Source organism: Streptomyces sp. AP-93, assembly GCF_022808175.1.
Lineage (GTDB): Bacteria > Actinomycetota > Actinomycetes > Streptomycetales > Streptomycetaceae > Streptomyces.
Window position 1 is genome coordinate 1 of the sequence record NZ_JALGBX010000008.1, and the last position, 26,743, is coordinate 26,743.

21 protein-coding genes, 3 tRNA genes and 2 pseudogenes are annotated in these 26,743 nt (G+C 72.1%); 14 read left to right on the forward strand and 12 right to left on the reverse strand.

Going from position 1 to position 26,743, the window contains the following annotated elements; genetic code table 11:
* Positions 1-66 precede the first annotated feature (66 nt).
* The 4 genes and pseudogenes from MTF69_RS15025 to gcvH form a co-directional block, all read left to right on the forward strand.
* A pseudogene (locus tag MTF69_RS15025) lies at positions 67-879 on the forward strand (TOBE domain-containing protein); the annotation flags it as partial.
* Between the two features lie 294 nt (positions 880-1,173).
* Positions 1,174-1,429 (forward strand): annotated as a pseudogene (locus MTF69_RS15030) (flavoprotein); the annotation flags it as partial.
* A 782-nt stretch (positions 1,430-2,211) separates the two neighbouring features.
* Positions 2,212-3,003, forward strand: coding sequence for a DUF4239 domain-containing protein (locus MTF69_RS15035; protein ID WP_243334561.1), 792 nt, complete (start codon positions 2,212-2,214; stop codon positions 3,001-3,003).
* Between the two features lie 900 nt (positions 3,004-3,903).
* Positions 3,904-4,290, forward strand: a complete 387-nt coding sequence (gene gcvH, locus MTF69_RS15040; protein ID WP_243334569.1) for a glycine cleavage system protein GcvH — start codon at positions 3,904-3,906, stop codon at positions 4,288-4,290.
* A 707-nt stretch (positions 4,291-4,997) separates the two neighbouring features.
* Here gcvH and MTF69_RS15045 read toward each other — a convergent pair.
* The 3 genes from MTF69_RS15045 to MTF69_RS15055 form a co-directional block, all read right to left on the reverse strand.
* Positions 4,998-5,074 (reverse strand) — tRNA-Ile (locus MTF69_RS15045).
* Between the two features lie 189 nt (positions 5,075-5,263).
* Positions 5,264-5,336, reverse strand: a tRNA-Asn gene (locus tag MTF69_RS15050).
* 5 nt (positions 5,337-5,341) lie between these two features.
* A tRNA-Asn gene (locus MTF69_RS15055) sits at positions 5,342-5,414 on the reverse strand.
* 146 nt (positions 5,415-5,560) lie between these two features.
* On the opposite strand from MTF69_RS15055, the gene MTF69_RS15060 reads away from it, so the two are divergent.
* Together MTF69_RS15060 and MTF69_RS15065 are read left to right on the forward strand one after the other, a co-directional pair.
* Positions 5,561-5,869: a YtxH domain-containing protein gene (locus MTF69_RS15060; RefSeq protein WP_243334571.1), complete on the forward strand. Its 309-nt coding sequence runs from the start codon at positions 5,561-5,563 to the stop codon at positions 5,867-5,869.
* 116 nt (positions 5,870-5,985) lie between these two features.
* Positions 5,986-7,437 (forward strand): FGGY family carbohydrate kinase, encoded by a 1,452-nt coding sequence (locus MTF69_RS15065; protein ID WP_243334573.1) that lies wholly within the window; start codon positions 5,986-5,988, stop codon positions 7,435-7,437.
* Positions 7,438-7,452: 15 nt separating this feature from the next.
* Here the strand turns inward: MTF69_RS15065 and MTF69_RS15070 are convergent, their stop codons facing one another.
* The gene (locus MTF69_RS15070) at positions 7,453-7,818 is read right to left on the reverse strand and encodes a hypothetical protein (protein ID WP_243334574.1); all 366 of its coding nucleotides are present in this window, start codon (positions 7,816-7,818) and stop codon (positions 7,453-7,455) included.
* Between the two features lie 226 nt (positions 7,819-8,044).
* On the opposite strand from MTF69_RS15070, the gene MTF69_RS15075 reads away from it, so the two are divergent.
* Both MTF69_RS15075 and MTF69_RS15080 read left to right on the forward strand, forming a co-directional pair.
* On the forward strand, positions 8,045-9,778 hold the full coding sequence (locus MTF69_RS15075) for an ABC transporter ATP-binding protein (RefSeq protein ID WP_243334576.1): 1,734 nt from the start codon (positions 8,045-8,047) through the stop codon (positions 9,776-9,778).
* Entirely contained in the window at positions 9,775-11,700 is a 1,926-nt protein-coding gene (locus tag MTF69_RS15080; RefSeq protein ID WP_243334577.1) for an ABC transporter ATP-binding protein, read from the forward strand. Before MTF69_RS15075 ends, MTF69_RS15080 begins: the two co-directional genes overlap by 4 nt.
* Positions 11,701-11,751: 51 nt before the next feature.
* On the opposite strand, the gene MTF69_RS15085 is transcribed toward MTF69_RS15080, so the two are convergent.
* Complete coding sequence (locus tag MTF69_RS15085) at positions 11,752-12,915, reverse strand: RNA polymerase sigma factor (RefSeq protein WP_374323077.1); 1,164 nt, start codon at positions 12,913-12,915, stop codon at positions 11,752-11,754.
* A gap of 112 nt (positions 12,916-13,027) precedes the next feature.
* Between MTF69_RS15085 and MTF69_RS15090 the strand changes: the two genes are divergently transcribed.
* Both MTF69_RS15090 and MTF69_RS15095 read left to right on the forward strand, forming a co-directional pair.
* Entirely contained in the window at positions 13,028-13,480 is a 453-nt protein-coding gene (locus MTF69_RS15090; RefSeq protein WP_243334582.1) for a hypothetical protein, read from the forward strand.
* Positions 13,477-14,439, forward strand: coding sequence for a nucleotidyl transferase AbiEii/AbiGii toxin family protein (locus tag MTF69_RS15095; protein ID WP_243334585.1), 963 nt, complete (start codon positions 13,477-13,479; stop codon positions 14,437-14,439). Before MTF69_RS15090 ends, MTF69_RS15095 begins: the two co-directional genes overlap by 4 nt.
* Here the strand turns inward: MTF69_RS15095 and MTF69_RS15100 are convergent.
* The 5 genes from MTF69_RS15100 to MTF69_RS43730 form a co-directional block, all read right to left on the reverse strand.
* Positions 14,436-16,550, reverse strand: a complete 2,115-nt coding sequence (locus tag MTF69_RS15100; protein WP_243334592.1) for a molybdopterin oxidoreductase family protein — start codon at positions 16,548-16,550, stop codon at positions 14,436-14,438. The two genes, MTF69_RS15095 and MTF69_RS15100, sit on opposite strands and share 4 nt — an antisense overlap.
* Positions 16,551-16,596: 46 nt before the next feature.
* On the reverse strand, positions 16,597-16,743 hold the full coding sequence (locus MTF69_RS15105) for a hypothetical protein (protein WP_243334594.1): 147 nt from the start codon (positions 16,741-16,743) through the stop codon (positions 16,597-16,599).
* Between the two features lie 263 nt (positions 16,744-17,006).
* The gene (locus MTF69_RS15110) at positions 17,007-17,777 is read right to left on the reverse strand and encodes a glucose 1-dehydrogenase (RefSeq protein ID WP_243334597.1); all 771 of its coding nucleotides are present in this window, start codon (positions 17,775-17,777) and stop codon (positions 17,007-17,009) included.
* A gap of 131 nt (positions 17,778-17,908) precedes the next feature.
* A complete protein-coding gene (locus MTF69_RS15115) occupies positions 17,909-18,523 on the reverse strand; it encodes a vancomycin high temperature exclusion protein (RefSeq protein ID WP_243335071.1) in 615 nt (204 codons plus the stop codon).
* Positions 18,524-18,633: 110 nt separating this feature from the next.
* On the reverse strand, positions 18,634-18,711 hold the full coding sequence (locus MTF69_RS43730; protein WP_374323175.1) for a PT domain-containing protein: 78 nt from the start codon (positions 18,709-18,711) through the stop codon (positions 18,634-18,636).
* A gap of 378 nt (positions 18,712-19,089) precedes the next feature.
* Here MTF69_RS43730 and MTF69_RS15120 point away from each other — a divergent pair, with 378 nt between their 5' ends.
* The 4 genes from MTF69_RS15120 (at position 19,090) to dnaG (ending at position 24,593) form a co-directional block, all read left to right on the forward strand.
* Positions 19,090-19,839 (forward strand): sirohydrochlorin chelatase, encoded by a 750-nt coding sequence (locus MTF69_RS15120; RefSeq protein WP_374323080.1) that lies wholly within the window; start codon positions 19,090-19,092, stop codon positions 19,837-19,839.
* A 76-nt stretch (positions 19,840-19,915) separates the two neighbouring features.
* Positions 19,916-21,259, forward strand: coding sequence for a deoxyguanosinetriphosphate triphosphohydrolase (locus MTF69_RS15125; RefSeq protein WP_243334599.1), 1,344 nt, complete (start codon positions 19,916-19,918; stop codon positions 21,257-21,259).
* A gap of 93 nt (positions 21,260-21,352) precedes the next feature.
* Complete coding sequence (locus MTF69_RS15130; RefSeq protein WP_243334601.1) at positions 21,353-22,627, forward strand: FAD-dependent oxidoreductase; 1,275 nt, start codon at positions 21,353-21,355, stop codon at positions 22,625-22,627.
* A gap of 34 nt (positions 22,628-22,661) precedes the next feature.
* The gene (gene dnaG, locus MTF69_RS15135; RefSeq protein ID WP_243334603.1) at positions 22,662-24,593 is read left to right on the forward strand and encodes a DNA primase; all 1,932 of its coding nucleotides are present in this window, start codon (positions 22,662-22,664) and stop codon (positions 24,591-24,593) included.
* Here the strand turns inward: dnaG and MTF69_RS15140 are convergent.
* Together MTF69_RS15140 and MTF69_RS15145 are read right to left on the reverse strand one after the other, a co-directional pair.
* A complete protein-coding gene (locus MTF69_RS15140) occupies positions 24,590-25,261 on the reverse strand; it encodes a response regulator transcription factor (RefSeq protein WP_243334605.1) in 672 nt (223 codons plus the stop codon). The genes dnaG and MTF69_RS15140 overlap by 4 nt on opposite strands.
* A complete protein-coding gene (locus MTF69_RS15145) occupies positions 25,258-26,571 on the reverse strand; it encodes a sensor histidine kinase (RefSeq protein WP_243334607.1) in 1,314 nt (437 codons plus the stop codon). The genes MTF69_RS15140 and MTF69_RS15145 overlap by 4 nt, the downstream gene beginning before the upstream one ends.
* Positions 26,572-26,743 lie beyond the last annotated feature (172 nt).

The following is a 26,743-nucleotide window of genomic DNA, read 5'->3' on the forward strand; positions in this document are numbered from 1 at the left end:
CCCCCCGCCCCACCATGCCGACCAGCTTGAACCCGACCACATGATCACGTCAGGAGATCCAAGAAACAGAACCTAGGGGTCACCACCCTCTACGTGACGCACGATCAGTCCGAGGCCATGTCCCTCGGCCACCGGGTCGCGGTCATGCGGGGCGGCGTCCTGCAGCAGGTCAGCTCGCCACGCGACACCTACGCCCTGCCGGCGAACGTGTTCGTGGCGGCGTTCATCGGCACACCCCGGATCAGCCTGCTGCAGGCGGTGGTCCACGCGCCGCTGGACGCGGCGATGTCGGTCGATCTGGGACGGCATCGCCTCGTCCTGCCCGAGCCCCTCAGCACCGACCACCAACTGCTCCGGATCCAGCAGGGGCGCCCGATCATCGTCGGCCTGCGCTCGGAGGCGGTCAGGATCGCCCCGCCGAGCCAGGCACGAGCGGGCGAGGTGGCGATCACGGGCATCGTCGAGCACGTCGAGTACCAGGGACACGAGGCGCTGGTACACGTGAACACGGGTTCACGCCCCGCGGTCGTCACGGATCTGGAGGCACCTCGGCAGTCGACCGCCCCCAGGCGCGGATACAAGCAGCAGCAGGGCGGCGGCCTGAGCCGATTCAGGAACCGGGCCATGGAACGCCTGTCCGGCTCTGTCGCGGTCCTGGAGGCCCCGCCGGAATCCGCCCCGGGGACTGATGCGAACGTCGGTCCGGCACCACGAGGACCGGTGCGCAGCGACCTCGTCGTGCGTACGGGTCCGCATGTCCGGATACGCGTCGGAGCCCAGATTCCGCTGCTGGTGGATCTGGGCCGGCTGTACGTGTTCGATCACTCCGGGCGGCGGATCTGCCCGGCTCCTGACGAGCTTCCTTCCCTGGAGAGCTAGTCCGGTCCGTACCCCCGAAGGCAACCCGCGCCCCGGGCGCAGAGCGAGGAGCCGCTCCGGTCGGTGTGAAGCCCCCCTTGATCGTGGACACCTGGAGACTGGGACGTGAGAGCCCAGAGGAAGCAGTGCCAGGTGCCCGGGAGCTCGGGATCAGTTCGGAGTCCCTGCGGGGCTGGGTGAAGAAGGCCCGCGCCGCCCAGGAGGCCGGATCGGTCTCTGCCGGGCGGGCCGGGCAGAGTGCCCCCGACCGGGACTGTGAATGGGTGGTGTGGTGGCAGCGGTTGGTCGTCAGCGGGTGACCGTGTCCGCAACAACGCGACCGTGACCGGCGTTTCCCGCACCGGCCGCGACCGCATCATCGACGCCGACCGCGAGACCGAGCCCTTCGTCATCCACCTCACCAGCCCCTGGGGCCGCGAGGAGAGGATCTTCGCTCACGCCGTCATCGATGCCTCCGGCAATTGGTCCACCCCGAGCCCGGCCGGCGCCAGCGGCCTGCACGCACTCGGCGAGCGCGCCGCCTCCGACCGGATCTCGTACCGCGTCCGCAGTCAAGCCATCCCCGCAGCCGAGAGGGCCACACCTCAGCAGTCCAGCCACGGCCTTGGCCACTTGTCACGCTCCGCAGCCCTAGGCCGTCTCTTTCGGATCTTGCCGGTCAGGCCCGCGTCGTCCGGTGCCGTGCCTCGGCGCGCTGCCGGGGCTCCCGCGTACTGGACGTACTCGGGTGGCCCGGCAGCGCGCCGAGGTACGGTGCCGGGCGGCGTGGGCCCGGCAAGATCCGAAAGAGACGGCCTAGCCCCGTACGTAACGCACTGCGTCTGCACCCCTGCGCAGGGCGAATCGGGACATGGCTCTCCTCAGACGGAGGTCCCCGGTAATCCGGGCCCAGAATGGATGTGCGATGCACCGCATCCAGTGCAAGCCGACGGCGGCATCCGGCGCGTCGACGGCCGTGTCAGCCGAACCAACCGCTCACGCAGAGGTGAAACGCTCCGCCAACGGCACCCGGGCGCTTAGGCATACCTCCCGCAGGCTCGCTGGACGGGATGCCCATGGCGTGACCGGCCGGACCGGAGGCCGGACCCGCCGCCCGGGCGGTCGCCGTGGCTGACGGGTTCCGCCAGGGTGGCGTGCGGGTCAGCTCAGAGGAGCGGAGAGGGCGGCGGTGACGAGGGGGGTGCTGACGACACCCCTCCTTCGGGTGATCAAGAGCGCGGTCCCCTGGTGGCAGGCGCCCGGACGGAGGGCCGGGCCCGCAGACTTGGGTCTGGAGGGGTGCTGCGGGTCAGCGCCTTCCGTATCCGTGTGTCCTAGTGATGGAGGCCAGTGGTGGCCCTCTGGCTGCTCAACCACTTGAGTACGTGGTCGCTGGCCGTGCTGGTCGTGGGCGGTGTCTCCTGTATGGCCGTGCTGGGCAGTTTCCTGACCCGTCGCTTCTTTCCGCAGGTCACCGATGGCGAGCACAATGAGATGGTCGGGGTCGTCCTCGGCATGTTCGGCGCGATCTACGGCATCATCCTGGCCTTCGTCGTGGTGACCCTTTGGACGCAATTGGAGACCACCCAGGCCGTCGTCTCGGCCGAGGCCACCGACCTCGCGGTGCTGCTCCGCGACATCCGGGTGTTTCCGGCCGAGGACCGGGCGCGGATCACGACCGCTGTCTCCGGCTACGTGCACGCGGTGGTGGAGGTGCAGTGGCCGCTGATGCGGGAGGGGCGGCCGAGCTTCGCAGCCACCGGCGGCGACCTGGAGCGGGTCTACGCGGCGCTGCAGCGGTACGTGCCGGAGAACGCCGCCCAGCAGTCCTTCTACGATTCCGCGGTTGACCGCCTGGCCGATGTCGCGGCGCAGCGGCGGGCTCGCCTTGCCACCGCCCGCCAGCAACTGCCGCCCCTCCTCCAGGTACTCGTCTTCGGTGGCGCGCTGGTGATCCTGCCGCTGACCTTCCTCTACGGCATCCGCAGCAAGAAGATGCAGGTCCTCTTCGTCGCCTCGGTCGCCGCACTCATCGGGTTCAGCCTGCTGCTCGTCCTGGTCCTCGACCGCCCCTTCGCCGGAGAACTCTCCGTCAACCCCTCCGCCTACAAGGACGGGGTACTGGCCCAGCTCTGGCGCACCTGACGCCGGGCGTTCCCCGGCTGTCGACGCCAAGGGGCGCGGGTCGTCAGCGGAGAAGGGCGAAGAGGGTGGCGGCGAGAAGGAGCCCGCTGACGACGGGCCAGTAGAGCAGTCGGGCTGCGGCGTTGCTGTGCCAGTCCGTCCGGGTAACGGGTAGACGGCCTCGGAGGCGCCGCCGTCGATGGCGTCGGGGAACTCCGCCTGGGCCTTGGCGAGGTCGGCGCTCGCGGGCAGGCGTTGCCAGAGGTAGCCGGTGAGGCGGACGTTGTGGGTGTCGGTGAACTGCAGGGTCTCGATCAGGACACCGGTGGGGATCTTCCGGTCCGCCGCGCGGCCCTGTGCGGCGAGGGCGCGGTCGCTCTGTGCGGTGGTGGTCACGGCGGTACCGGGGATGTTCTTGAGGGAGGTGTCGGCGGCCACGCACCCCCACAGGAAGACGGTGGCGCCGAAGAACAGGACGGTGACGACGGCGCTGAGCCAGCCGAGTCGGCCCACGCGGGCGCGTGAGGGGCTGAGCAGCACGGCAGCCGGACACACCAGGCCGAGTACGCCGCACACCACGACGCGCGCGAGACGCCCGGGCTGGGTCTGCAGCGCGGTGGCCGGATCACGCAGCCCGAGCGCGGCCACGGCCGCGGTGACCAGGAGCGGCCCGGCGGCGACCGCGGCGGCGATGGCGGTGACTGTGTGTAGCGTGCGGCGTACTGATGCTGTGTCTGCGTCGGTACTCGAACGGACGCCCGGCCGCCCGCTGCCGGCGCGCTCGGCCGACGAATCCCCTGGCCGGAACATGTTGCTCCGTACAGGTGTGTGCCCTTTCACGCCCTTCGCCCACTGGGGCAGACTCCCTGATCGAGCAGCAGCCCGATCGCTCGGCACCTCACGGCCGAAGGAGCACACACGATGAACTATCCGACTGACCTGCGGTACAGCCGCGACCATGAGTGGATCCGGGTGAACGGGGGGACTGCCCGCATCGGCATCACCGACTTCGCACAGAAGCAGCTCGGCGACTTGGTCTATGTCGAGCAGCCGAGTGTTGGCGGCACCTTCGACGCGGGGGAGCCGTTCGGCTCGGTGGAGTCGGTCAAAGCGGTTACCGAGGTGTACTCGCCTGTGGCGGGTGAGGTGGTCGCGGTGAACGAGAAGCTGAACCACGAGCCGGAACTGATCAACGATGATCCGTACGGCGACGGGTGGCTGATCGAGATCAGCGTCCGCGACGGTGACCCCTTGCGTGAACTCATGACCGCCTCGCAGTACGAGGCGTACCTCAAGTCCGAGGAATGACGCGGCGGTCGTCGGCCCGACCACACCGCCGGCAGGGGAACGCCCAGCACCGCTGAGACCATCCTGCAGGGCCGACGCTCGACGCCTGTGCGGGGTGGGCGTCCGCCCGACGGGCACCTTGCCGCCCTCTCGGGCACGCCGGAGGGCGGCCAACTGTTGATTGAGTGCCTGCACACGGGACCGGTGCGCATCGATGGCGGGATCGCCCTGGGCACCGCGGACCGCATCACATCGGAGTCGGCCGGGACCCGCTATGGCTGGGGTTCGGCAGCTGATGATCAGTCCAGTGATGGCGAGGCGGTTCGCGGTGGTCTTGTCATTGGCCGGGGCTAGGCCGGTGGGGTTGCTCGCGGTGCGTCGCGCGGTCGCCGGGGCGGCAGGCCGATGGTGAGCAGGCCGAGTCGGGCGGTGAAGGCCTGTCCCGGTACCCGGCCAGGGCGGGCCCACCTCAAGAGGTCCGTCCGACGCCCACGGGTTCGGACATTCGACGGGGAACGGGAGCGGCCGGGGATGTGACGCCGTCCGGACAACGGCCGTGGGGCCGGCCACCACGCAGCCCACCGACGAATCGAACAAAACCCCACGTCACAGGCCTCTGTGGGCTTACATGGGATGGGCATCGCCTCACGGCCGCCGCACCGGCACGGGGCTCCCACCGCCGCAAGAACTGCGTTTCCGCAGATCAGAAGGTTTCTTCTGACCTGCAGTGGTGGGGCGGGTGGGACTCGAACCCACGGCCGACGGATTATGAGTCCGCTGCTCTAACCGGCTGAGCTACCGCCCCTTCACGGCGTGGCGCGTACATGTGTGCGCGCCGTCTGCCGCAGCATAGCCGCTCATACGATCTCCTGCCTCGGATGCCTCGCATGATCGGCTTCGCCTGCCCAGAGAGACCGCGCAGGGCCCTGCCCGGTTGCGCGCGGAGGGCAGAAAAAAGAAAAGAGGACCCACCCGGGGTCCTCATTCCTTCTTGCTCCCCCGACTGGACTCGAACCAGTAACCTGCCGATTAACAGTCGGCTGCTCTGCCAATTGAGCTACAGGGGACCGCGCTCCCCCGACTGGACTCGAACCAGTAACCTGCCGATTAACAGTCGGCTGCTCTGCCAATTGAGCTACAGGGGATTGCTGCGTTGCACCGAACGGCCCACCTCCGGCCTTGGCCGGGGGGCGAGCGCCCGTTGCGAGTCATAGATTAGCGCAAGCAGGGGGGTGCTCCGCCAATCGGTATCGCCAGCGGGCCGGGCACCACACGACGAAGGGTGGCAGGCATGCGGTACAAGGTCACGTTCGCGGTCGGGCTGGCCCTCGGGTACGTGCTCGGGACCCGGGCCGGACGCGAGCGGTATGAACAGTTGAAGAAGTCCGTGCGCGAGTTCGCGCAGAACCCCGCGGTCCGCAACGCCGCCGAGAGCGCTGGTCAGACCGGCCGGGAGTACGCCGGCAAGGCCTTCGCCGCGGTGAGCGACAAGGTGGGCGACGCGGTGCCGGACGCCCTGTCCGGACGGGTACGGGGCTTGCGGGCACGGGTCGGCGGCGGCGGCGCGGCCGAGGACGACTGGGGCACCAGCAACACCTGACCGGCCCGGTCCCGCACGGTCCCACACCGTCCCGCCCGGTCCCGCACGAGGGACGGGGCGGGACCGGGCACGCCGGGGCGGTCGAGCCCGCCCCCGCGTGCGGCAGAATTCTCCGCATGGGGATAGTCGCCGGGCTGGACAGCTCTTCCGCGTTCACACGCATCGTCGTCTGTGACACCGAGACGGGCGCCGTGCTGCGCCAGGGGTACGCCCCTCATCCGCAGCCCACCGGCGAGGCGGCGGTGCACGAGACCGATCCACAGGCCTGGCTGCTCTCGCTCGGCGAGGCCGCCGGCGGCGGGCTCCTCGAAGGGGTGCAGGCCATCGGGGTCTCCGCGCAGCAGCACGGGCTGCTGGCGCTGGACGCGCAGGGCGGCCTCGTCCGTCCCGCCCTGATCGGCAACGACAAGCGCGGCCAGGTCGCCGCCGCCGAGCTGATCGAGTCCTTCGGCGGCCGGCAGGCCTGGGCCGAGGCCGTCGGCTCCGTCCCCCATGCGGCGCAGCCCGTGGCGAAGCTCGCCTGGCTGGCCCGTACCGAGCCCGAGGCGGCCCGGCGGGTGGCCGTGCTGATGTCCCCGCACGACTGGCTGGTGTGGCAGCTGCTGGGCCGCCCGGCCCGGCGGACCACCGACCGCGGCGGCGCCTCCGGCACCGGCTACTGGTCGGCGGCCACCGGCGCCTACCGCCCCGACCTCGTCGAGCTCGCGCTGGGGCACCGGGCACTGCTGCCCGAGGTGCTCGGCCCGGCCGAAGCCGCCGGGACCACCCCCGAGGGGCTGCTGATCTCCGCCGGGACCGGGGAGACCATGGCGGCCGCGCTCGGGCTGGGCATGGGACCCGGCGACGCCGTGGTCTCGCTGGGCGCGTCCGGATCGGTGATGGCGGTGCACCACGAGGCGCTGTCGGAGCCGGGCGGGCTGATCACCTCCCTCGCCGACGCCACCGGGCTGCACCTCCCGGTGGTGAACACCCTGAACGCCGTACGCGCCCTGCGCGGCACCGCCGAGCTGCTGGGCACCGATCTGGAGGGGCTGAGCGAGCTCGCGCTGAAGTCGACGCCGGGCGCGCACGGACTCGTACTCCTGCCGTACCTGGAGGGTGAGCGGACGCCCAACCTGCCGCACACCGCCGGGACGCTGTCGGGGCTGCGCCGGGACTCCATGAAGCCGGAGCACCTCGCGCGGGCCGCCTTCGAGGGGATGCTGTGCGGGCTGGTGGACGCGCTCGACGTGCTGCGCAGCCGCGGCGTGGAGATCCGCCGGGTGTTCCTGCTCGGCGCCGCCGCCGAGCTGCCGGCCGTACAGGCCTTCGCGCCGGGGCTGTTCGGCACCCAGGTCCTCGTACCGGCGCCGGCCGACTACGCGGCCCTGGGCGCGGCCCGCCAGGCCGCGTGGGCGCTCGGCCTGGCGCAGGGCGGCGCGGCCGCGAACACCCCGCCGGTGTGGCCGGCGCCCGCGGCGCAGCTCTTCGAGCCGGATGAGGAGTACGCGGCCTGGCAGGGCGCGCGCCAGCAGTACATCGCGACCCGGGACCAGATCCACCCCGGGGCGTTCCAGAACCCCGCCTGAACCGGCCCCCGCGGGTCAGCTCACCGCGGCCACCACGTGGCCGACCACCTTCGCCATCTCCGCGGTCGGCGAGAAGTCGATGAACTCGGCGTCCTCGACGGCCTCCGGGGCGTGGCCGGGAGCCCAGTAGAAGGCCTCGCCGGCCGAGTAGACCGCGGCCCCGTCCTTCGTGTGCAGCTTGATCTTGCCCTTGAGCACGTAGCCCCAGTGGGGGCACGGGCACAGGTCGTCCGGCAGCCCCTTGAACGCCGGCGTCATGTCGACGCCCTTGGCGAACCGTACGAAGGCGACGCTGAAGTCGCCGCCGAGCTCCTTCAGGCGCAACTGCGCCTCGTCGGTCTCGAAGGCGACGGGCGCCTGGTCCCTTGTGGTTGCCGTCATGGTGTCCTCCACGGCCGGTGGCCGGTGCGGTCCCCGAGGCTTCCCTCCTCCATCGTCCTCCCGGCACCCGCCGTCGGCGCGGCGGCCGCCCGGGCGCGCAGGCCCTAGGACCGGCCCGCGCCCGCCTACTCCTTTTGACCGGCCTTTACGAAAACCGGTGGGTTGCGGCCCCCCGTTGGCAGAAGATGGACTGAACCCCCTCGATCATGCCGACCGGAGCCTGCGCGTGCTCATACGACTTCTGCGGACCCATCTGGGTCCGTACCGGAAACCGATCGCCGTGCTGGTCCTGCTGCAACTGCTGCAGACCAGTGCGAGCCTCTACCTGCCCACGCTGAACGCCGACATCATTGACAACGGTGTCGTCAACGGCGACACCGGCTACATCCTGCGTTTCGGCGCACTGATGCTCGGCGTCTCGCTGGTCCAGCTCGTCTGCAACGTCGGCGCCGTCTACTACGGGGCCCGCACCGCCGCGGCCTTCGGCCGGGACGTCCGGGCCGGCGTCTTCGACCGCGTGCAGAGCTTCTCCGCGCGCGAGCTCGGCCACTTCGGCGCCCCGTCGCTGATCACCCGTACGACGAACGACGTGCAGCAGATCCAGATGCTCGTGCTGATGACCTTCACCCTGATGGTCTCCGCGCCGATCATGTGCGTCGGCGGCATCTTCATGGCGCTCTCCCTGGACGTGAAGCTGTCGGGCGTGCTGCTCGCCGTGGTCCCGGTCCTTGGCCTGGCGGTCGGCGCGATCGTGCTGAAGACCCGCCCGCTGTTCCGTGCGATGCAGACACGTCTGGACACGGTCAACCGGGTCCTGCGCGAGCAGATCACCGGCAACCGGGTGATCCGCGCCTTCATCCGCGACGACTACGAGAAGGAGCGCTTCCGCGAGGCCAACGCCGACCTCACCGGCGTCTCGCTGGCGGCCGGCAAGCTGCTCGCGCTCATGTTCCCGACCGTGATCGTGGTCGTGAACATCTCCAGCGTCGCCGTCGTCTGGTTCGGCGCCATGCGCATCGACGCCGGCAGCATGGAGATCGGCCAGCTGACGGCCTTCCTCGCCTACCTGATGCAGATCGTCATGTCCGTGATGATGGCCACCTTCATGTTCATGATGGTGCCGCGCGCCGAGGTCTGCGCCGAGCGCGTCCAGGAGGTCCTGGACACCGACTCCAGCGTGGTCCCGCCCACCGACCCGGTCCGCGAGCTGCAGAGCCGCGGCCGCCTGGAGCTGCGCGGCGCCGACTTCCGCTACCCGGGCGCCGAGGCCCCCGTGCTGCGCGGCGTCGACCTGGTGGCCCGCCCCGGCGAGACCACCGCGGTGATCGGCTCCACCGGCAGCGGCAAGTCCACGCTGCTGGGACTGATCCCCCGGCTGTTCGACGCGACGGGCGGCGACGTGCTCGTGGACGGCGAGGACGTACGGCGCCTCGACCCGGACCTGCTCGCCAGGACGGTCGGCATGGTGCCGCAGAAGCCGTACCTCTTCTCCGGGACGGTCGCCGGCAACCTGCGCTACGGGCGCCCCGACGCCACCGACGAGGAGCTCTGGCACGCGCTGGAGGTCGCGCAGGCCAAGGACTTCGTGTCCGAGCTGGAGGGCGGGCTCGACGCGCCGGTCACCCAGGGCGGAACCAACGTCTCCGGCGGCCAGCGCCAGCGGCTCGCGATCGCGCGCACGCTCGTACAGCGCCCGGAGATCTACCTGTTCGACGACTCCTTCTCGGCCCTGGACTACGCCACGGACGCCGCACTGCGCTCCGCGCTCGCCCGGGAGACCGAGGAGGCGACCGTGGTCATCGTCGCCCAGCGGGTCTCCACGATCCGCGACGCGGACCGGATCATCGTCCTCGACGAGGGGCAGGTGGTGGGCGAGGGGCGCCACCACGAGCTGATGGCCGGCAATGAGACCTACCGGGAGATCGTGCTCTCCCAGCTGACGGAAGCGGAGGCGGCGTGAGCGGGCCCGGAGGACGGATGATGATGGGACCGCCGACGACGCGGTCCCTGGACTTCAAGGGCTCGGGCAAGCGGCTGCTGGCCGCGCTGGCGCGCGACCGGGCCAAGCTGTGGGGCATGATCCTCGCGGTCGTCGGCAGCGTCGCCGCGTCGGTGACCGGGCCGAAGATCCTCGGCGAGGCCACCGACCTGGTGTTCGCGGGGATCGTCGGCCGGAACATGGAGAAGGGCCTCACCAAGCAGCAGGCGCTGGACGGTCTGCGCGCCAGGGGCGAGGGCGGGATGGCGGACATGCTCTCCGGCACCGACTTCACCCCGGGCAAGGGCATCGCCTTCGGCGCGGTCGGGTCGGTGGCGCTGTGGGCGCTGCTCGTCTTCACGCTCGCCGGTCTGCTGATGCTGGTCGCCACGCGGCTGTCGAACCACATCATGAACGCCGCCGTCTACCGGATGCGCGAGGAGCTCCAGGCGAAGCTGTCGCGGCTGCCGCTGTCGTACTTCGACCAGCAGAAGCGCGGCGAGGTCCTCAGCCGGGCCACGAACGACATCGACAACATCGGGCAGACGATCCAGCAGACGATGGGGCAGCTGCTCAACTCGATCCTGACGATCGTCGGCGTGCTGGCGATGATGTTCTGGATCTCGCCGCTGCTGGCGCTGGTCGCGCTGGTGACCATCCCGGTGTCGGCGTACGTGGCCGCGAAGATCGGCAAGAAGTCGCAGCCGCAGTTCGTGGCGCAGTGGAAGACCACGGGCGCACTGAACGCGCACGTCGAAGAGATGTACTCCGGCCACACCCTGGTCAAGGTCTTCGGCCGGCAGAAGGAGTCCGCGGCCCTGTTCGCCGAGCAGAACGAGGCGCTGTACCGGGCCTCCTTCAGGGCGCAGCTGGTCAGCGGGATCATGCAGCCGGTGATGCTGTTCATCTCGAACATCAACTACGTGCTCGTCGCGGTCGTCGGCGGTCTGAAGGTCGCCTCCGGCACCCTGTCGATCGGTGACGTCCAGGCCTTCATCCAGTACACGCGCCAGTTCTCGATGCCCCTCACCCAGGTCGCCTCCATGGCGAACCTGGTGCAGTCCGGCGTCGCCTCCGCGGAGCGGGTCTACGAGCTGCTGGACGCGCCGGAGCAGGAAGCGGACGCAGAGGTTCCGGAGCGTCCGGAGGACCTGCGCGGCCAGGTCACCTTCGACAAGGTCGCCTTCCGCTACGAGCCGGACAAGCCGCTGATCGAGAACCTCTCGCTGAGCGTCGACCCCGGGCAGACGGTCGCGATCGTCGGCCCGACCGGCGCCGGCAAGACCACGCTGGTCAACCTGCTGATGCGGTTCTACGAGGTCACGGGCGGGGAGATCGCCCTCGACGGGGTGGACATCGCGAAGATGACCCGCGAGGAACTGCGCGGCGGCATCGGCATGGTGCTCCAGGACACGTGGCTGTTCGGCGGCACCATCGCGGAGAACATCGCCTACGGAGCCACGCGCGAGGTCACGCGCGCCGAGGTCGAGGAGGCCGCGCGGGCGGCCCACGCCGACCGGTTCATCCGCACCCTGCCCGAGGGCTACGACACGGTGCTGGACGACGAGGGCGCCGGAGTCAGCGCGGGCGAGAAGCAGCTGATCACCATCGCGCGGGCGTTCCTCTCCGACCCGGTGATCCTGGTGCTCGACGAGGCGACGAGCTCGGTGGACACCCGTACCGAGGTGCTGATCCAGAAGGCGATGGCGCGGCTCGCGCACGGCCGGACGTCCTTCGTGATCGCACACCGGCTGTCCACGATCCGCGACGCGGACCTGATCCTCGTGATGGAGAGCGGCTCGATCGTGGAACAGGGCACGCACGAGGAGCTGCTGCTCTCGGGCGGCGCGTACGCGCGGCTGTACGCGGCGCAGTTCGCGCAGGCGGTGGCCGAGGTCGACTAGGCCGGTGCGGCTGTGCGGGGAGGGGCGCCCGTCCGGGCGCCCCTTTTTCCGTCAGTCCAGATAGCCGCGCAGCTGGTCGGCGAAGGCGTGGTCGCGCAGTTTGTTGAGGGTCTTGGACTCGATCTGGCGGATCCGCTCACGGGTCACCCCGAAGATCCGCCCGATCTCCTCCAGGGTGCGCGGCCGCCCGTCGGCGAGCCCGTAGCGGAGCTGGACGACCTTGCGCTCCCGCTCCCCGAGGGTCGAGAGCACCGCTTCGAGGTGCTCGCGGAGCAGGAAGAACGCGGCCGATTCGACCGGGGAGGCGGCGTCCCCGTCCTCGATGAGGTCGCCGAGCGCGACGTCGTCCTCCTCGCCCACGGGTGCGTGCAGCGAGACCGGTTCCTGCGCGAGGCGCAGCACCTCCAGGACCCGCTCCGGGGTCAGCTCCAGGTGGACGGCGACCTCTTCGGCGGTGGGTTCGTACCCCCGCTCCTGGAGCATGCGGCGCTGGACGCGCACGACGCGGTTGATCAGCTCCACCACGTGGACGGGAACCCGGATGGTGCGGGCCTGGTCGGCCAGCGCACGGGACATGGCCTGGCGGATCCACCAGGTGGCGTAGGTGGAGAACTTGTAGCCGCGGGCGTAGTCGAACTTCTCGACGGCGCGGATCAGTCCGAGGTTCCCCTCCTGGACCAGGTCGAGCATGGTCAGTCCGCGGCCGACGTAGCGCTTGGCCACGGAGACGACGAGCCTCAGGTTCGACTCGATGAGGCGGCGTTTGGCCATGCGGCCCATGACGACGAGCTTGTCGAGGTCGAGCGTGAGCTGCAGATCGAGCGGGGCTCCGCTGCCGAGCTTCTCCTCCGCGAACAGGCCCGCTTCCACGCGCCGCGCGAGCTCGACCTCCTCGACGGCGGTGAGCAGCGGGATCCTGCCTATCTCGCGCAGGTACTGCCGGAAGAGGTCGGCGGACGGTCCCGCTCCGCCGGAGCCGTCCGCCGGGCGCTTGCGCGGCGTGGGCACCTTCTCCAGCAGCTCCGGGCCCTCGGACTCCTCCGCCCCTTCGGCCTCTTCGGCCTCCTCCTCGTGCATGGCGTCGGCCTCGGGCTCGGGCTCGGGCTCGGGCTCTTCGGCCGCGGGCACTTCGGCGGGCGGGCTGACGGTGACGGTCAGGCTCTGGGTCTGCACGGGGGCGACCTCCACAGGGCTCCGAGGACGGGTGCACCGCACCTCAGTGTGGGGTACGACACATCGCTGCCACGAGGGGCGTGCGACCACTTTCTGGGTCCGGTGCGTGACCCATGGTTACCCCCGGACCAGAACCCCGATGCGGATCGGACGCATGTCCGAGATGATCGTCGCCATGTCCGTGTACGAAACCCACGTCACCGTCCACTGCCCGCATCCGGCGGAGCTGGCGCGACTCGAATCCTGGGCGGCGGAGCGGGAGTTGAAGGTGACGCACATCGTGCTGGCCCGGGGCCGGACGGCCTCGCAGCCGATGCTGACGCTGCCCGACCGGGACGGGCACGAGGCACTGGTGCCCCGGCTGCGCGCGGCCGGCTTCGACCCGGTCCGGGTCAAGGTGGAGACGGTCCCGGGGGCCCGGCAGGAACGTTTCGTGACGCAGCGGTGGCGGGGTACGGCGGCGGAGGCGGGAGCGGCCTGCGATGCGCTGGTCGCCGCGCTGGCGGGGGCCGGGTACGACATCCGCTCGCAGGAGCGGGAGTTCGTGCTGTACGACAGCGACCTGTCGGTGGACGACGGGTGGATCGAGGAGGGGGACGGGCCATGACCTGGCAGGAGTTCGGCTGGCGGGACGGGGAGCTGCCGCGGGAGCCGCTGGACGAGGTGACGCGCGCCGAGCGTGACCTGCCCCTGACGCTGCGGGCGGTGGCCGGGGAGGACGTCCGCCAGCGGTCCGTCTTCGACCCGTCGCTGAAGCACTACCCGAACGCCTACCGGGCCGGCGACCCGGTCTTCGACGACCCGGCGCGGACGCGGGCATGGCTGACGGCACGGCGGGCCGCGCTGGACGCCGTACTCCTGGCGGTGTCGGACTCCCGTTGGGGGCGGTCCCTGGTGCTGCGCGGGAGCGTGCTGCTCGCCGACTGGTTCGGGGGCGCCGCGCGGGAGCCCGGTGACCTGGACTTCGTGGTCGTACCGCGGAGCTGGGACATCGGCGACGGGCGGACGGCCCGGATGCTGGAGGAGATCGCCGCCGGCGCGGCCGGCCGGGCCGGGATCGAGGACTCCGGGGCGGTCTGCGAGGACATCTGGACGTACGACCGGGTGCCCGGAACGCGGATGGTGCTGCCCTGGCAGGTGCCGGGGCTGCCGGCCGGGCAGGTCCAGCTCGACTTCGTGTTCAACGAGCGGCTGCCCGAGGAGCCCGGGCCGGTCGAACTCGCCTGCGGAGCGGTGCTCCTGGCGGCCTCTCCCGCCCTCTCGCTGGCCTGGAAGCTGCTGTGGCTGGTGAGCGACTCCCACCCCCAGGGGAAGGACCTCTACGACGCCGTGCTGCTGGCCGAGCGCTACCCGCTGCCCTACGCGCTGCTCGACCAGGTGTTCCGGCTGGCACCCGAGCAGCCGCTGCCCCACCCGGGAGTGACCATGGCGGACATCGCCGCTTACGGGAACGTGGGCCACGAGTGGAGGCACTTCACGGCCGAGTACCCGCAGCTCTCCGGCTCGGAGGAGGAGTACGCCCGGCGGCTGGTGGCTGCGCTGGCGCCCACCTTCGCGACGGGCTAGGCCGGTTCCACGCGGACCGCGCAGACCTTGAACTCCGGCATCCGGGACACCGGGTCCAGCGCCGGGTTGGTCAGGGTGTTGGCGCGGCCCTCGCCCGGCCAGTGGAAGGGCATGAAGACGGTGTCCGCGCGGATGGCGTCCGTGATGCGGGCCGGGGCGACCGCGCGGCCGCGGCGGGAGGTGACCGCGAGGGGGGCTCCGTCGACCGCGCCGATGCGGGCCGCGAGGCGGGGGTGGAGTTCCACGAAGGGGCCGGGGGCGGCTTCGTTGAGCTCGTCGACGCGGCGGGTCTGCGCGCCCGACTGGTACTGGGCGACGACCCGGCCGGTGGTGAGGAGGAGCGGGTACTCGGCGTCCGGGACCTCGGCGGCGGCGCGGTGGGTGACGGGCACGAAGCGGGCCCGGCCGTCCTCGGTGGCGAAGCGGTCCAGGAAGAGGCGGGGGGTGCCGGGGTGGGGCTCGGCGGCGGAGCCGGGCTCCGCCGACCGCGACGACGAAGGGCAGGGCCAGAAGACGCCCTGTTCCGCTTCGATGCGGGCGTAGGTGATTCCCGAGTAGTCCGCCGGGCCGCCCGCCGAGGCGCGGCGCAGCTCCTCGAAGACCTCCTCGGGGTCGGCCGGGAAGGCCTTCGGCATGCCGAGGCGGGTGGCCAGTCCGTGCAGGACCTCCAGGTCGGAGCGGACCCCCGGCGGCGGGGTGAGGGCCCGGCGGCGGAGCAGGACGCGGCCCTCCAGGTTGGTGGTGGTGCCCGTCTCCTCCGCCCACTGGGTGACGGGCAGGACCACGTCGGCCAGGGCCGCCGTCTCGGACAGGACCACGTCGGCGACGGCCAGGAAGTCCAGGGAGCGGATGCGTTCCTCGACGTGGGCGGCGCGGGGGGCCGAGACCACCGGGTTGGAGCCCATCAGGAGGAGGGCCTTGACGTCCGAGCCGAGCGCGTCGAGGAGTTCGTACGCGCTGCGGCCCGGGCCGGGGAGGGTGTCGGGGTCGACGCCCCAGACCCCGGCGACGTGGGCCCGCGCCGCGGGGTCGGTCAGCTTGCGGTAGCCGGGCAGCTGGTCGGCCTTCTGGCCGTGCTCGCGGCCGCCCTGGCCGTTGCCCTGGCCGGTGAGGCAGCCGTAGCCGGAGAGCGGGCGGCCGGCCCGGCCGGTGGCGAGGCAGAGGTTGATCCAGGCTCCGACGGTGTCGGTGCCCTTGGACTGCTGCTCGGGGCCGCGTGCGGTGAGCACCATCGCGGAGGCGGGGGCGCAGAACATCGCCACCGCCTCGCGGAGCTTCGGCACGGGCACGCCGGTGATGCGCTCCACCAGCTCCGGCCAGTGCGCCATCGCCCCGGCCCGGGCCTCTTCCCAGCCCGTGGTGCGTTCGGCGATGAACTCCTCGTCGGTGTGCCCGCCCGCCACCACCAGGTGCAGCAGGCCGAGCGCCAGCGCCAGGTCCGTGCCGGGGCGCGGGGCCAGGTGCAGGTCGGCCTGTTCGGCGGTGCGCGTGCGGCGCGGGTCCACCACGATCAGCGTGCCGCCGTTCTCCCGGAGTTCCCGGAAGAAGCGCAGGGCGGGCGGCATGGTGTCGGCGGGGTTGGAGCCGACGAGGATGACGCAGCCGGTCCGGGGGATGTCCTCCAGCGGGAAGGGCAGCCCCCGGTCGAGCCCGAAGGCCCGCTGGTGCGCGGCGGCGGCCGAGGACATGCAGAACCGGCCGTTGTAGTCGATCTGCGAGGTCCCCAGCGCGATGCGGGCGAACTTCCCGAGGGCGTACGCCTTCTCGTTGGTCAGCCCGCCGCCGCCGAACACCCCGACCGCGTCGGCCCCGTACGACCGCCTCGTGCGGGCGAGTCCCCCGGCGACGGCGTCGAGGGCCTCCTCCCAGGTGGCCGGTTCCAGCCGCCCTGCGTGGGTGCGGACGAGCGGCTCGGTGAGGCGCACCCGGGAGGAGAGCACGGCGGGGGCGGTGCGGCCCTTGCCGCACAGCGCGCCCCGGTTCACGGGAAAGTCCGCCCGCTCCTCCACGACCACACCGCCCGCTCCGCCCGGTCCGGGGCGGAGGTTCATCCCGCACTGCAGCGCGCAGTACGGGCAGTGCGTGGCGGTGACGGCTTCCGAGGTGTGCATGGAGCCCAGCGTGCGTCGGCGGTGTTACGCGGGCCGCCGCCTCCCGTTACAACTCCGCGTGCTCTGCCTCAGCACGCCCCGCCGGCTCCGGTGAGGCCCTGCGCATCGGGGGGCGGTCGAGGATCTCCACGTACACGATCCGGCCTTTGACGACGACGAGGTGCAGCATGCCCAGCTCCGGGAGCAGGTGCACCTTGCGGCTGCCGGGCCCGAAGGGCGTGCCCGGCGGATGGGGATGGGTGCGCAGGCTCTGGCAGAAGTCCCCACCGCAGCCGCAGTCCCCGACAATGCGGAGGTCGTGGGCGCAGATGGCGAGTTCACCCCTTCTCCGACTCCAGCAGCTTCACGAGCTCGGACGTCAGCCGCCCTTCGGGCGACGACGGGAGTTTGACGACAGGCCCTAGTCCGGCGCCCCGGCGGCGGGCACCCGAATATCCGCCGGGGCGCCGGGCCGGGTCACTGGCCCGTCAGGTACTTCACCGTGAGGCCGGCCGTCCAGCCGCCGTCGACCGCGAGCTCGGCGCCGGTCATGTAGCCCGCGGCGTCCGAGAGGAGGAAGGCCACGGCGGCGGCGATCTCCTCGGGGAGGCCGACGCGGCCGAGGGGGGCGCCGGGGTAGTTGCCCTCGCCCGCCTGGATGCCGACCGGGGCCGTCATCGGGGTGAGCGTCATGCCGGGGTGCACGGAGTTGACGCGGATCTTCGACTCCGCGAGCTCGACCGCGCCGATCTTCGACAGTCCGCGCACGCCCCACTTGGAGGCTCCGTAGCCGGCGGTCAGGGCGAGGCCGGTGAGGCCGGCGGCGGAGGAGATGTTGACGATGGAGCCGCCGCCGTTCTCCCGCATGAGCGGGATCGCGGCCTTGATGCCGATGAAGACGCCGACGAGGTTGATCTCGACGACCTTGCGGAAGTGCTCGACGCTCTCGTGCTCCAGGAACTGGCCGGTGGCGATGCCGGCGTTGTTGACCAGCCCGTCGATGCGGCCGAACTCGGCGAGGGCGAAGGCGAGGGCCGCGTCCCAGTCGGATTCGCTGGTCACGTCGTGGCGCAGGAAGCGCGCCGCGTCGCCGAGCTTGGCCGCCGTCTCGGCGCCCTCGGCCTCCAGGACGTCGGTGATCAGCACCCGGCCCCCGCCGTCCACGACGGCCTGCGCGGCCGCCGCGCCGAGGCCGCGGGCCCCACCGGTGACGACGACGACCTTGCCGCTCAGATCCACAACAGCCACGGTTCCACACCCCTGACGCACACGACGGACACGACGGACATGACGGTCAGCTGACAGATGACAGCTGACAGCTCTGCGGGCCGGATAGCCCTATGAGCTATATGACTAATCGGCATACGCCGATCGCGGCGTCAGTCTGCCAGAGAGGCCAGGGCGCGCGACACCCCCTCCTCCTTCGGCCCCAGGAACCGCGGCTCCGGCTCGAAGACCGCGTCCACGGCCGCCTTGCCCGCCGCGAAGACCTCGCGGGCCCCGCCGTAGTACCAGGTCGCGTCGTGCACGTCGGACACCCCGACCCCGTACGAGTCCACGCCCGCGGCCCGGCACAGTGCGACCGCCCGGCGGATGTGGAAGCCCTGGCTGATCAGTACGGCCCGGTGCACGCCGAAGACCTCCCGGGCCCGGACGCAGGAGTCCCACGAGTCGAAGCCGGCGTAGTCGCTGACGACACGGGCGTCGGGCACCCCGTGGCCCGTCAGGTACGCGCGCATCGCGTCGGGCTCGTCGTAATCGGTACGGCTGTTGTCGCCCGTGACCAGGACGACCTTGACCTTCCCCGCACGGTAGAGCTCGACCGCGGCGTCGAGCCGGCGCGCGAGGTACGGGGTGGGCCGGCCGTTCCACAGCCCGGCACCGAAGACCACGGCCACCTCGGCGGCGGGCGCGTCGGCGGTGGTCCGCAGCCGGGGCCCGGCGGACGCGTGCGTCCACGCCGAGGGCAGCAGGGCCAGCACGCAGCCCGCCATCACCACCTGTACGGCCCGCCGCCGGGCCCGTACGGTCCGGAGCGGCGTGACCCGTACGGCCTTCAGCCGCTCCCACGCCGCTCCCGGCAGACCTCGTACCGTTGCGCGCCTCAATGCGATCCCCCTGTTGGTCGTGCTGTTGGTCGTGCTGTTGGTCGTGCTGTCGGTCCAGCTGTCGGCCCTGTCATCTACGGACGCGTGTACGGTCCCGGCGGTTTCCCGGCCGGTTCCCGGCGGATTCCCCACCCGGCGCGCGCCCACGGCCGGTTCACGCGGACAGCGAAGCACGCCGCGGACCCACCCCCGCCGTGCACCCCCCTGTGAGCAGGTGGAAAACACCCGTCACCCCGGCGCAACGCAGCGGCAACCTGCCGCGCGCAGGATCGGTTCATGACGGAGCCGGCGCATCCTCCCGAATCCCCGCCCCTGCCCCTCCCCCTCCTCCCGCTGCCGTTCCCGCTCCCGCTGCCGCCCGCGACCACGGCCGAGCTGCTGACCCGGATCACCGCCCAGCTCGGTACGCAGCTCAGCGGTCTGCGCCCCCGACACCACGCAGGAGTCCCCCCATGCAGCAGCAGCCCGCCCTCGTCGCCGTGGCCCACGGCAGCCGCGATCCGCGCGCCCTCCACACCGTCGAAGCCCTGCTCGAACGGGTCCGCGAGCTACGCCCCCGCCTCGACGTCCGGCTCGGTCACATCGAGCTGAACCAGCCGCTGCTGGACCACACGCTCGAACGGGCCGCCGGCGCCGCCGTCCTGGTGCCGCTGCTGCTCGGCCGCGGGACCCACGTCAAGCGGGACCTGCCGGCCGCCGCCGCCCGCGCCGGGCACCTGCGGACCCGCGTCGCCGCCCCGCTCGGGCCGCATCCGCTGCTCGTCGAGGCCCTGTACGAGCGCCTCGTGGAGGCCGGCTGGAGCGCCGGGTCGGCGGTGGTGCTGGCCGCCGCCGGGTCCCGCGACCCCGACTCCGCCGCCGATGTGCGGGCCACCGCCGACCTGCTCTCGGAACGGCTCGGCGGGGTGCCCGTGGTGGCCGCCTACGCCTCGGGCGCCGCGCCCGGAGTGCCCGCCGCCGTACGGGCCCTGGCCGCCCGGGGCCTCCACCGGGTCGCGGTCGCCTCCTACTTCACCGCCCCGGGCCGCTTCGCCGCGGCGAGCGCCGCAGCCGCGCAGGGTCCGGCCGCCGCCCCGCTGGGCGCCCATCCGGCGCTGGCCCGGCTGGTGCTCCAGCGCTACGACGAAGCGACCGCCGCGCTCGCAGGACCCGTAGGACGGGAGCTGCCGCGGGAGCAGCCGCTCGAACTGGCCACCGCGTAACGGTCTGGTTGGTTCCCCATCGCACGGATTGCTCCTCTTGACTCGTCTTGTCGGCTCGTGCGGTTACCGTTTGACCATGGAAGGCATGGAAGGCACCACCGCACCTGTCCGACCCGGCCTCGACCTGCCCGGCGAGCCGTACGATCCCGCCGATACCGAGCGCTGGGCCACCGAGCCCGACAAACGGCCCGGGCGGACCGCCTTCCAGCGCGACCGCGCCCGCGTGCTGCACTCGGCCGCCCTGCGCCGGCTCGCCGGGAAGACCCAGGTGGTGACGCCGGGGTCGCGTTCGTACGACTGGGACGCGAGTCCTCGTACGCGGCTGACGCACTCCCTCGAATGCGCCCAGGTCGGCCGCGAGCTCGGCGCCGCGCTCGGCTGCGATCCCGATCTGGTCGAAGCCGCCTGCCTGTCGCACGACATGGGGCACCCGCCCTTCGGCCACAACGGCGAGGAGGCGCTCAACGAGTTCGCCAAGGACTGCGGCGGTTTCGAGGGCAACGCCCAGTCGCTGCGCCTGCTGACCCGGCTGGAGCCCAAGCGGTTCGTCCCCGATCCGGCGAGCGGCGAGCTGGTCAGCGTCGGGCTCAACCTCACGCGGGCCTGCCTGGACGCCGCCACCAAGTACCCCTGGGCGCGCGGGGACCACCCGACCGACCCCGGATCGGTGAAGTTCGGCGCCTACGAGGACGACCTGCCGGTCTTCGACTGGCTGCGCCGCGGCGCGCCCGCGGACCGCAAGTGCTTCGAGGCGCAGGTCATGGACTGGTCGGACGACGTGGCGTACTCCGTGCACGATTTCGAGGACGGCCTGCACGCCGGCCACCTCGACCCGAACCTGCTCTTCGCCGAGCCCGAGCGCGCCGAGATCTGGCGGGTGGCCATCGGCCGGTACGTGCCCTCCGACACCGAGCCGGAGGAGCTGCGCGAGGCGCTGGACCGCTTGATGGAGCAGGAGTGGTGGCCGCACGGGTACGACGGTTCGGCCGTGGCCCAGGCCCGGCTGAAGGACGCGACCAGCCAGCTGATCGGCCGTTTCTGCCTGGCCGCCGAGGGCGCCACCCGGCAGGCGTACGGGACCGGCCGGCTGACCCGGTACGCGGCGGAGCTGGTGGTGCCGCGCGAGGCCCGCAACGAGTGCGCGGTGCTGAAGGCGGTGGCCGACCTGTACGTGATGCAGCGCGACGAGCAGGAGCGGATCCGCGCCGATCAGCGCATCATCCTGGCCGAACTCGCGGAGGCCGTCAGCGCCCGCGCACCCGAGGGTCTGGACCCGCAGTTCCGCGCGATCTTCGACGAGGCCCCGGACGACCGGGCCAGGAAGCGGGCGGTCGTGGACCAGATCGCGGCCCTCACGGACGCCTCCGCTCGCTCCCTGCACGCCCGCCTCACCCAGCGCGCGCGACGCGCCGAAGGGTGAGCCGATCGGGCCATTCCCCCTTCACGCGGCACGCTCGGTGCGGGACGCTCGCATGTGCCCGCATGTGGCGCAGAGGTTATGAGGAGGCATCAGGTGGTCGACGCACACCGGACGTTCGTCATCGTCGGCGCAGGGCTCGCCGGGGCTAAGGCGGCCGAAACGCTGAGGTCCGAGGGGTTCACGGGGCGGGTGATCCTGATCGGCGACGAGCGTGAGCATCCCTACGAGCGGCCCCCGCTCTCCAAGGGGTACCTGGCGGGCAAGGAGGAGCGCGACAGCGTCTTCGTGCACGAGCCGTCCTGGTACGCGGCCTCCGACATCGAGCTGCACCTCGGCCAGCCCGCGGTCCAGCTCGACCGGGACGCCAAGAAGGTGGTCCTCGGCGACGGCACGGCGCTGCCCTACGACAAGCTGCTGCTCGCCACCGGCGCCGAACCGCGCCGGCTGGACATCCCGGGCACCGGACTGGTCGGGGTGCACCACCTGCGCCGGCTCTCACACGCGGAGCGGCTGCGCGGGGCCCTGACGAGCCTGGGCCGGGACAACGGGCACCTGCTGATCGCGGGCGCCGGCTGGATCGGCCTGGAGGTCGCGGCGGCCGCCCGCGGGTACGGGGCCGAGGTCACCGTGATCGAGCCGGCACCGACCCCGCTGCACGCGGTACTCGGTCCGGAGGTCGGCCGGCTCTTCGCCGACCTGCACACCGAGCACGGGGTCCGCTTCCACTTCGGCTCCCACCTGACGGAGATCGTCGGGCACGACGGCATGGTGCTGGCGGCCCGTACGGACGACGGGGAGGAGCACCCGGCGCACGCGGTCCTCGCGGCGATCGGGGCCGCACCGCGGACCGCGCTGGCAGAGACCTCGGGCCTGGCCCTGGTGGACCGGGAGCACGGGGGCGGCATCGCCGTGGACGCCTCGCTGCGCACCTCCGACCCGGACGTCTTCGCGGTCGGCGACGTGGCGGCCGCCCACCACCCGGTGCTGGGGGCCCGGCTGCGGGTGGAGCACTGGGCGAACGCGCTCAACGGGGGACCGGCCGCCGCGCGGGCGATGCTGGGGCAGGAGGTCTCGTACGACCGGGTGCCGTACTTCTTCTCCGACCAGTACGACGTGGGCCTGGAGTACTCGGGGTACGCCCCGGCGGGCGGCTACGACCAGGTGCTGATCCGCGGGGACGCGGGCAAGCGGGAGTTCATCGCCTTCTGGCTCTCGGACGGCCGGGTCCTGGCCGGGATGAACGTGAACGTGTGGGACGTCACCGAGGACATCCAGGCCCTGATCAGGTCGAAGGCGCCCGTGGACCGGGAGAAACTGGCGGATCCGTCGATTCCGCTTTCGGTGCTGGTTCCGGCGGAAGGGGCCTGACGGGATTGTCCCCGCCCGGCCGTAGACTGGCGCGGTGGCAGGACGGATCAACGACGACGACGTGAAGGCGGTACGGGACGCGGTCCCGATCGACGCCGTGGTCTCGGAGTACCTCCAGCTGCGCAACGCGGGCGGCGGCAACCTCAAGGGCCTCTGCCCCTTCCACGACGAGAAGTCCCCGTCCTTCCAGGTCAGCCCCAGCAAGGGCTTCTACCACTGCTTCGGCTGCCAGGCGGGCGGGGACACCCTCGACTTCGTCATGAAGATCGACCACCTCTCCTTCTCGGAGGCGGTGGAGCGGCTCGCCGGCCTGGCCGGCATCACCCTGCGGTACGAAGAGGGCGGCTACACCGCCGGCAGCAGCGGGCGCGGCGAGCGGATCCGGCTGGTCGAGGCGCACAAGGCCGCGGCCGAGTTCTACATGGACCAGCTCGGCAGCGCCGAAGCGGAGATCGGCCGCAAGTTCCTGGCCGAGCGCGGCTTCGACCAGGCCGCCGCCCAGCACTTCAGCGTCGGCTACAGCCCGGCCGGCTGGGACCACCTGACGCGTTTCCTGCGCGGCAAGGGCTTCAGCGACAAGGAACTGATCACCTCGGGCCTGGCCCAGGACAGCCGCAGCGGAAAGCCCATCGACCGCTTCCGCGGCCGGCTGATGTGGCCCATCCGCGACATCAGCGGCGAGGTCGTCGGCTTCGGCGCGCGCAAGCTGCGCGACGACGACAACGGCCCCAAGTACCTGAACACCCCCGAGACTGCGATCTACAAGAAGTCCCAGGTGCTGTACGGCATCGACCTGGCCAAGAAGGAGATCGCCAAGACCTCCCGGGCCGTCGTGGTCGAGGGCTACACCGACGTGATGGCCTGCCACATGGCCGGGGTCACCACTGCGATCGCCACCTGCGGCACCGCCTTCGGCGGCGACCACATCAAGATCCTGCGCCGGCTGCTCATGGACAACGCGACCGCCGAGGTGATCTTCACCTTCGACGGGGACTCGGCCGGGCAGAAGGCCGCGCTGCGGGCCTTCGAGGACGACCAGAAGTTCGCCGCGGAGACCTCCATCACCATCGCCCCGGGCGGCATGGACCCCTGCGACCTGCGCCTGGCCAAGGGAGACGCGGCCGTGGCCGGGCTCGTCGAGGCCCGCACCCCGCTGTTCGAGTTCGCGCTGAAGCACATCGTGGCCCGGCACAACCTGGAGAACCCGGCGGGGCGGGCGGCCGCGCTGGAGGAAGCCGCCCCGATCATCAAGAAGATCAAGAACGTCGCGATCCAGCACGAGTCGGCGGTCCAGCTCGCGGGCATGCTGGGCATGCGCGACGAGCAGTTCGTGGTCAAGCGGATCGCCCAGCTCGACCGCTGGGCCCGGGAGCGCGGCAACCAGCCCCAGCAGCAGCGCCGGGGCCAGTCCGGCGGCTCGGGCCACTCCGGCCACTCCGGCCACTCGTACGAAGACATCCCGGCGCCGTCCGCCGGCCCCACGGGCCCCGCGCTGAACCTGCGCAGCCCCGCGCACATCACCGAGCGCGAGCTGCTCAAGCTGGCGCTGCAGCGTCCCGCCCTGGTCTCCCCCGCCTTCGACGCGTACGGGATGGACGAGTTCACCGCCCCGCCCTACGCGGCCGTCCGCCAGGCCATCCTGGACGCCGGCGGCGCTTCGCTCGGCACCGAGGACTACCTGCCGCGGGTCCGGGACGCCGCGCCCAACGACACCGTCCGCGCGCTGGTCACCGAGCTCGTCGTCGAGGCCATCCACGCGAAGACCGTGGACGAGGTCTACGCCGGGGTCCAGCTGGTCCAGGTCCGCCTCCGCGCGGTCGACCGCCGGGTCCACGAGATCCAGGGCACCCTGGCCCGCCTCGGCCACCAGGACGCCCCGGAGCAGCTGGCGGCCGTCCAGGAGGAGCTGTGGGTGCTCCAGCAGTACGGCCGGCGCCTGCGCAACCGCGGCGCGGAAGGGCTCTAGGGCTCCAGGCCCCCCGGGACGACCAGCCCCGTCTCGTACGCCACGACGACCGCCTGGGCCCGGCTGTCCAGGGCCAGCTTGCTCATGGTCCGGTTGAGGTGGGTCTTGACGGTCGCCTCGCTGATGAAGAGCTGCTCGGCGATCTCCGTGTTGGACAGCCCGCGCGCCGTCAGCCGCAGCACCTCCCGCTCGCGGGCGGTGAGTGCGTCGAGAGCGGCCGGGGTGTCCGGCACCGGGTCCGCGCGGCTCACGTAGGTCTCGATGAGGCGCCGCGTCACGCTCGGGGCGAAGAGCATGTCGCCGCGGGCCACCGCCGCGACCGCCTCGATCAGCCGCTCCGGTCCGGTTTCCTTCAGCAGGAAACCGGAGGCTCCGGCGCGCAGGGCGGCGTACACGTACTCGTCGAGATCGAAGGTGGTCAGGATGAGGACCCGGGGCAGCGGGTCCACCGATGCCGCGAGGATCCGCTCTGTGGCGGCCGGGCCGTCGAGGCCGGGCATCCTGATGTCCATCAGGATCACGTCCGGGCGGATGGCGGCCGCGCGGGCCACGGCGTCCTCGCCGTCCTCGGCCTCCCCGACCACCTCGATGCCGGGCGCCGCCTGGAGCAGGGCCGCCAGTCCGGCCCGGATCAGGATCTGGTCGTCGACGACGAGGACCCGGATCACGCCGGCGGCCGGTTCTCCGGCCCGAGGGGACGCGCGGTGGTGTCGGGCGCGGTGGCGACCGGCAGGGTGAGGCACACGCTGAATCCCCCCTCGGTCCGCGGGCCGACGACCACTGTTCCGCCGTAGAGCCTCGCGCGTTCGCGCATGCCGATCAAGCCGTGCCCCGGCCCGGGGGCAACGTTGGCCGGATCTGGTCGGCCCGTAGGGGCGTTCGCTCCGCCACCACCACCGCCGCCGTCGTCGGTGACCGTGACTGCCAGGGTGTCCGGGAGGTACGCGACGACGACGTCGACGCACGCCGCCGGAGCGTGCTTGATGACGTTGGTGAGGGCCTCCTGGACGACCCGGTACGCGCACAGTTCCACGCCCGGCGGCAAGGGCCGCGGGGTGCCGTCCGTCCGCAGCTCCACGGGAACGCCCGTGGCCCGCACCCGCTGCGCCGCCTCCGCGAGCCCCGCCAGGCGCGGCATCGGCGCGTACGGGGTCCGCTCGTCGTCCCGGTCGTCGTCCGCGGGCGTGCCGCGTCCGACGTCCGGTTCCTCGTCGCCGCCCGAGCGCAGCAGGGTCAGCATGCGCCGCAGTTCGCGCAGCCCCTCCTGGCTGGTCTCGGCGATCGTGCCGAGTGCCGCCCGGGCCTTCTCCGGCGCGGTCGGGAAGACGTAACCGGCCATCCCCGCCTGCACGCTGATGACGGACATGTGGTGGGCGACGATGTCGTGGAGCTCGCGGGCGATGCGCCGCTGCTCCTCGGTGACCGCGCGGCGGGAGCGCCACTCCTGTTCGCGGTGCAACTGGGCGGTGACGGCGGCCAGCTGAAGGTTGCGCTCGGCGAGCAGGCGGGCGCCGTTGCCGAACGCCCACACCACCCCCGGGACGCATAGGGCCTGCAGCACCGCCGTCCACAGGTCGATGCGCCGGTCGCTCAGCCCGCTGAGGAAGATCACGGCCACGACCAGCACCGCGCACGCGGCGACGGTGCGGGGCGGACGGCGGGCCGCGACCCCGTACAGCGCGACCAGGGGACCCCAGAAGTTGAGGGAGGGCGAGTAGCCGGCGTCCAGGTACCCGGCGTAGGCCAGGCAGCACGCGACGAGGACGGACACCGGGAAGGTCCTGCGGGCGGCGAGCGGCAGCCCGATCAGCGCGGTGAACAGGTAGGCGGTGGTGTCGAACCGCGGCCAGCCGTCCGGGTGGTACTGGTCTCCGGTGACGGCCGCGACGCCGGTCAGGCCCAGGGCCAGTACGGCGTCCACCAGCCGGGGATCGATGGAGCGGAACCGGTCAGCAGCCGGCCAGGCCCTGGTGCGCATCGGCGAACCCTACGCGGGGCGCGGACGGAGGTCGTCATACCAGGGGTGCAGCCGGAGGGGGCATCGTTCTGACGCAGAGGTTTACCGGCGGGGTCCACTCTGCGGTTGACGCCGGGCGGGGGCCGCCCGCGGGACCGTACGGGTGTTCAACCGACGGCACGCCGGCCCGGCG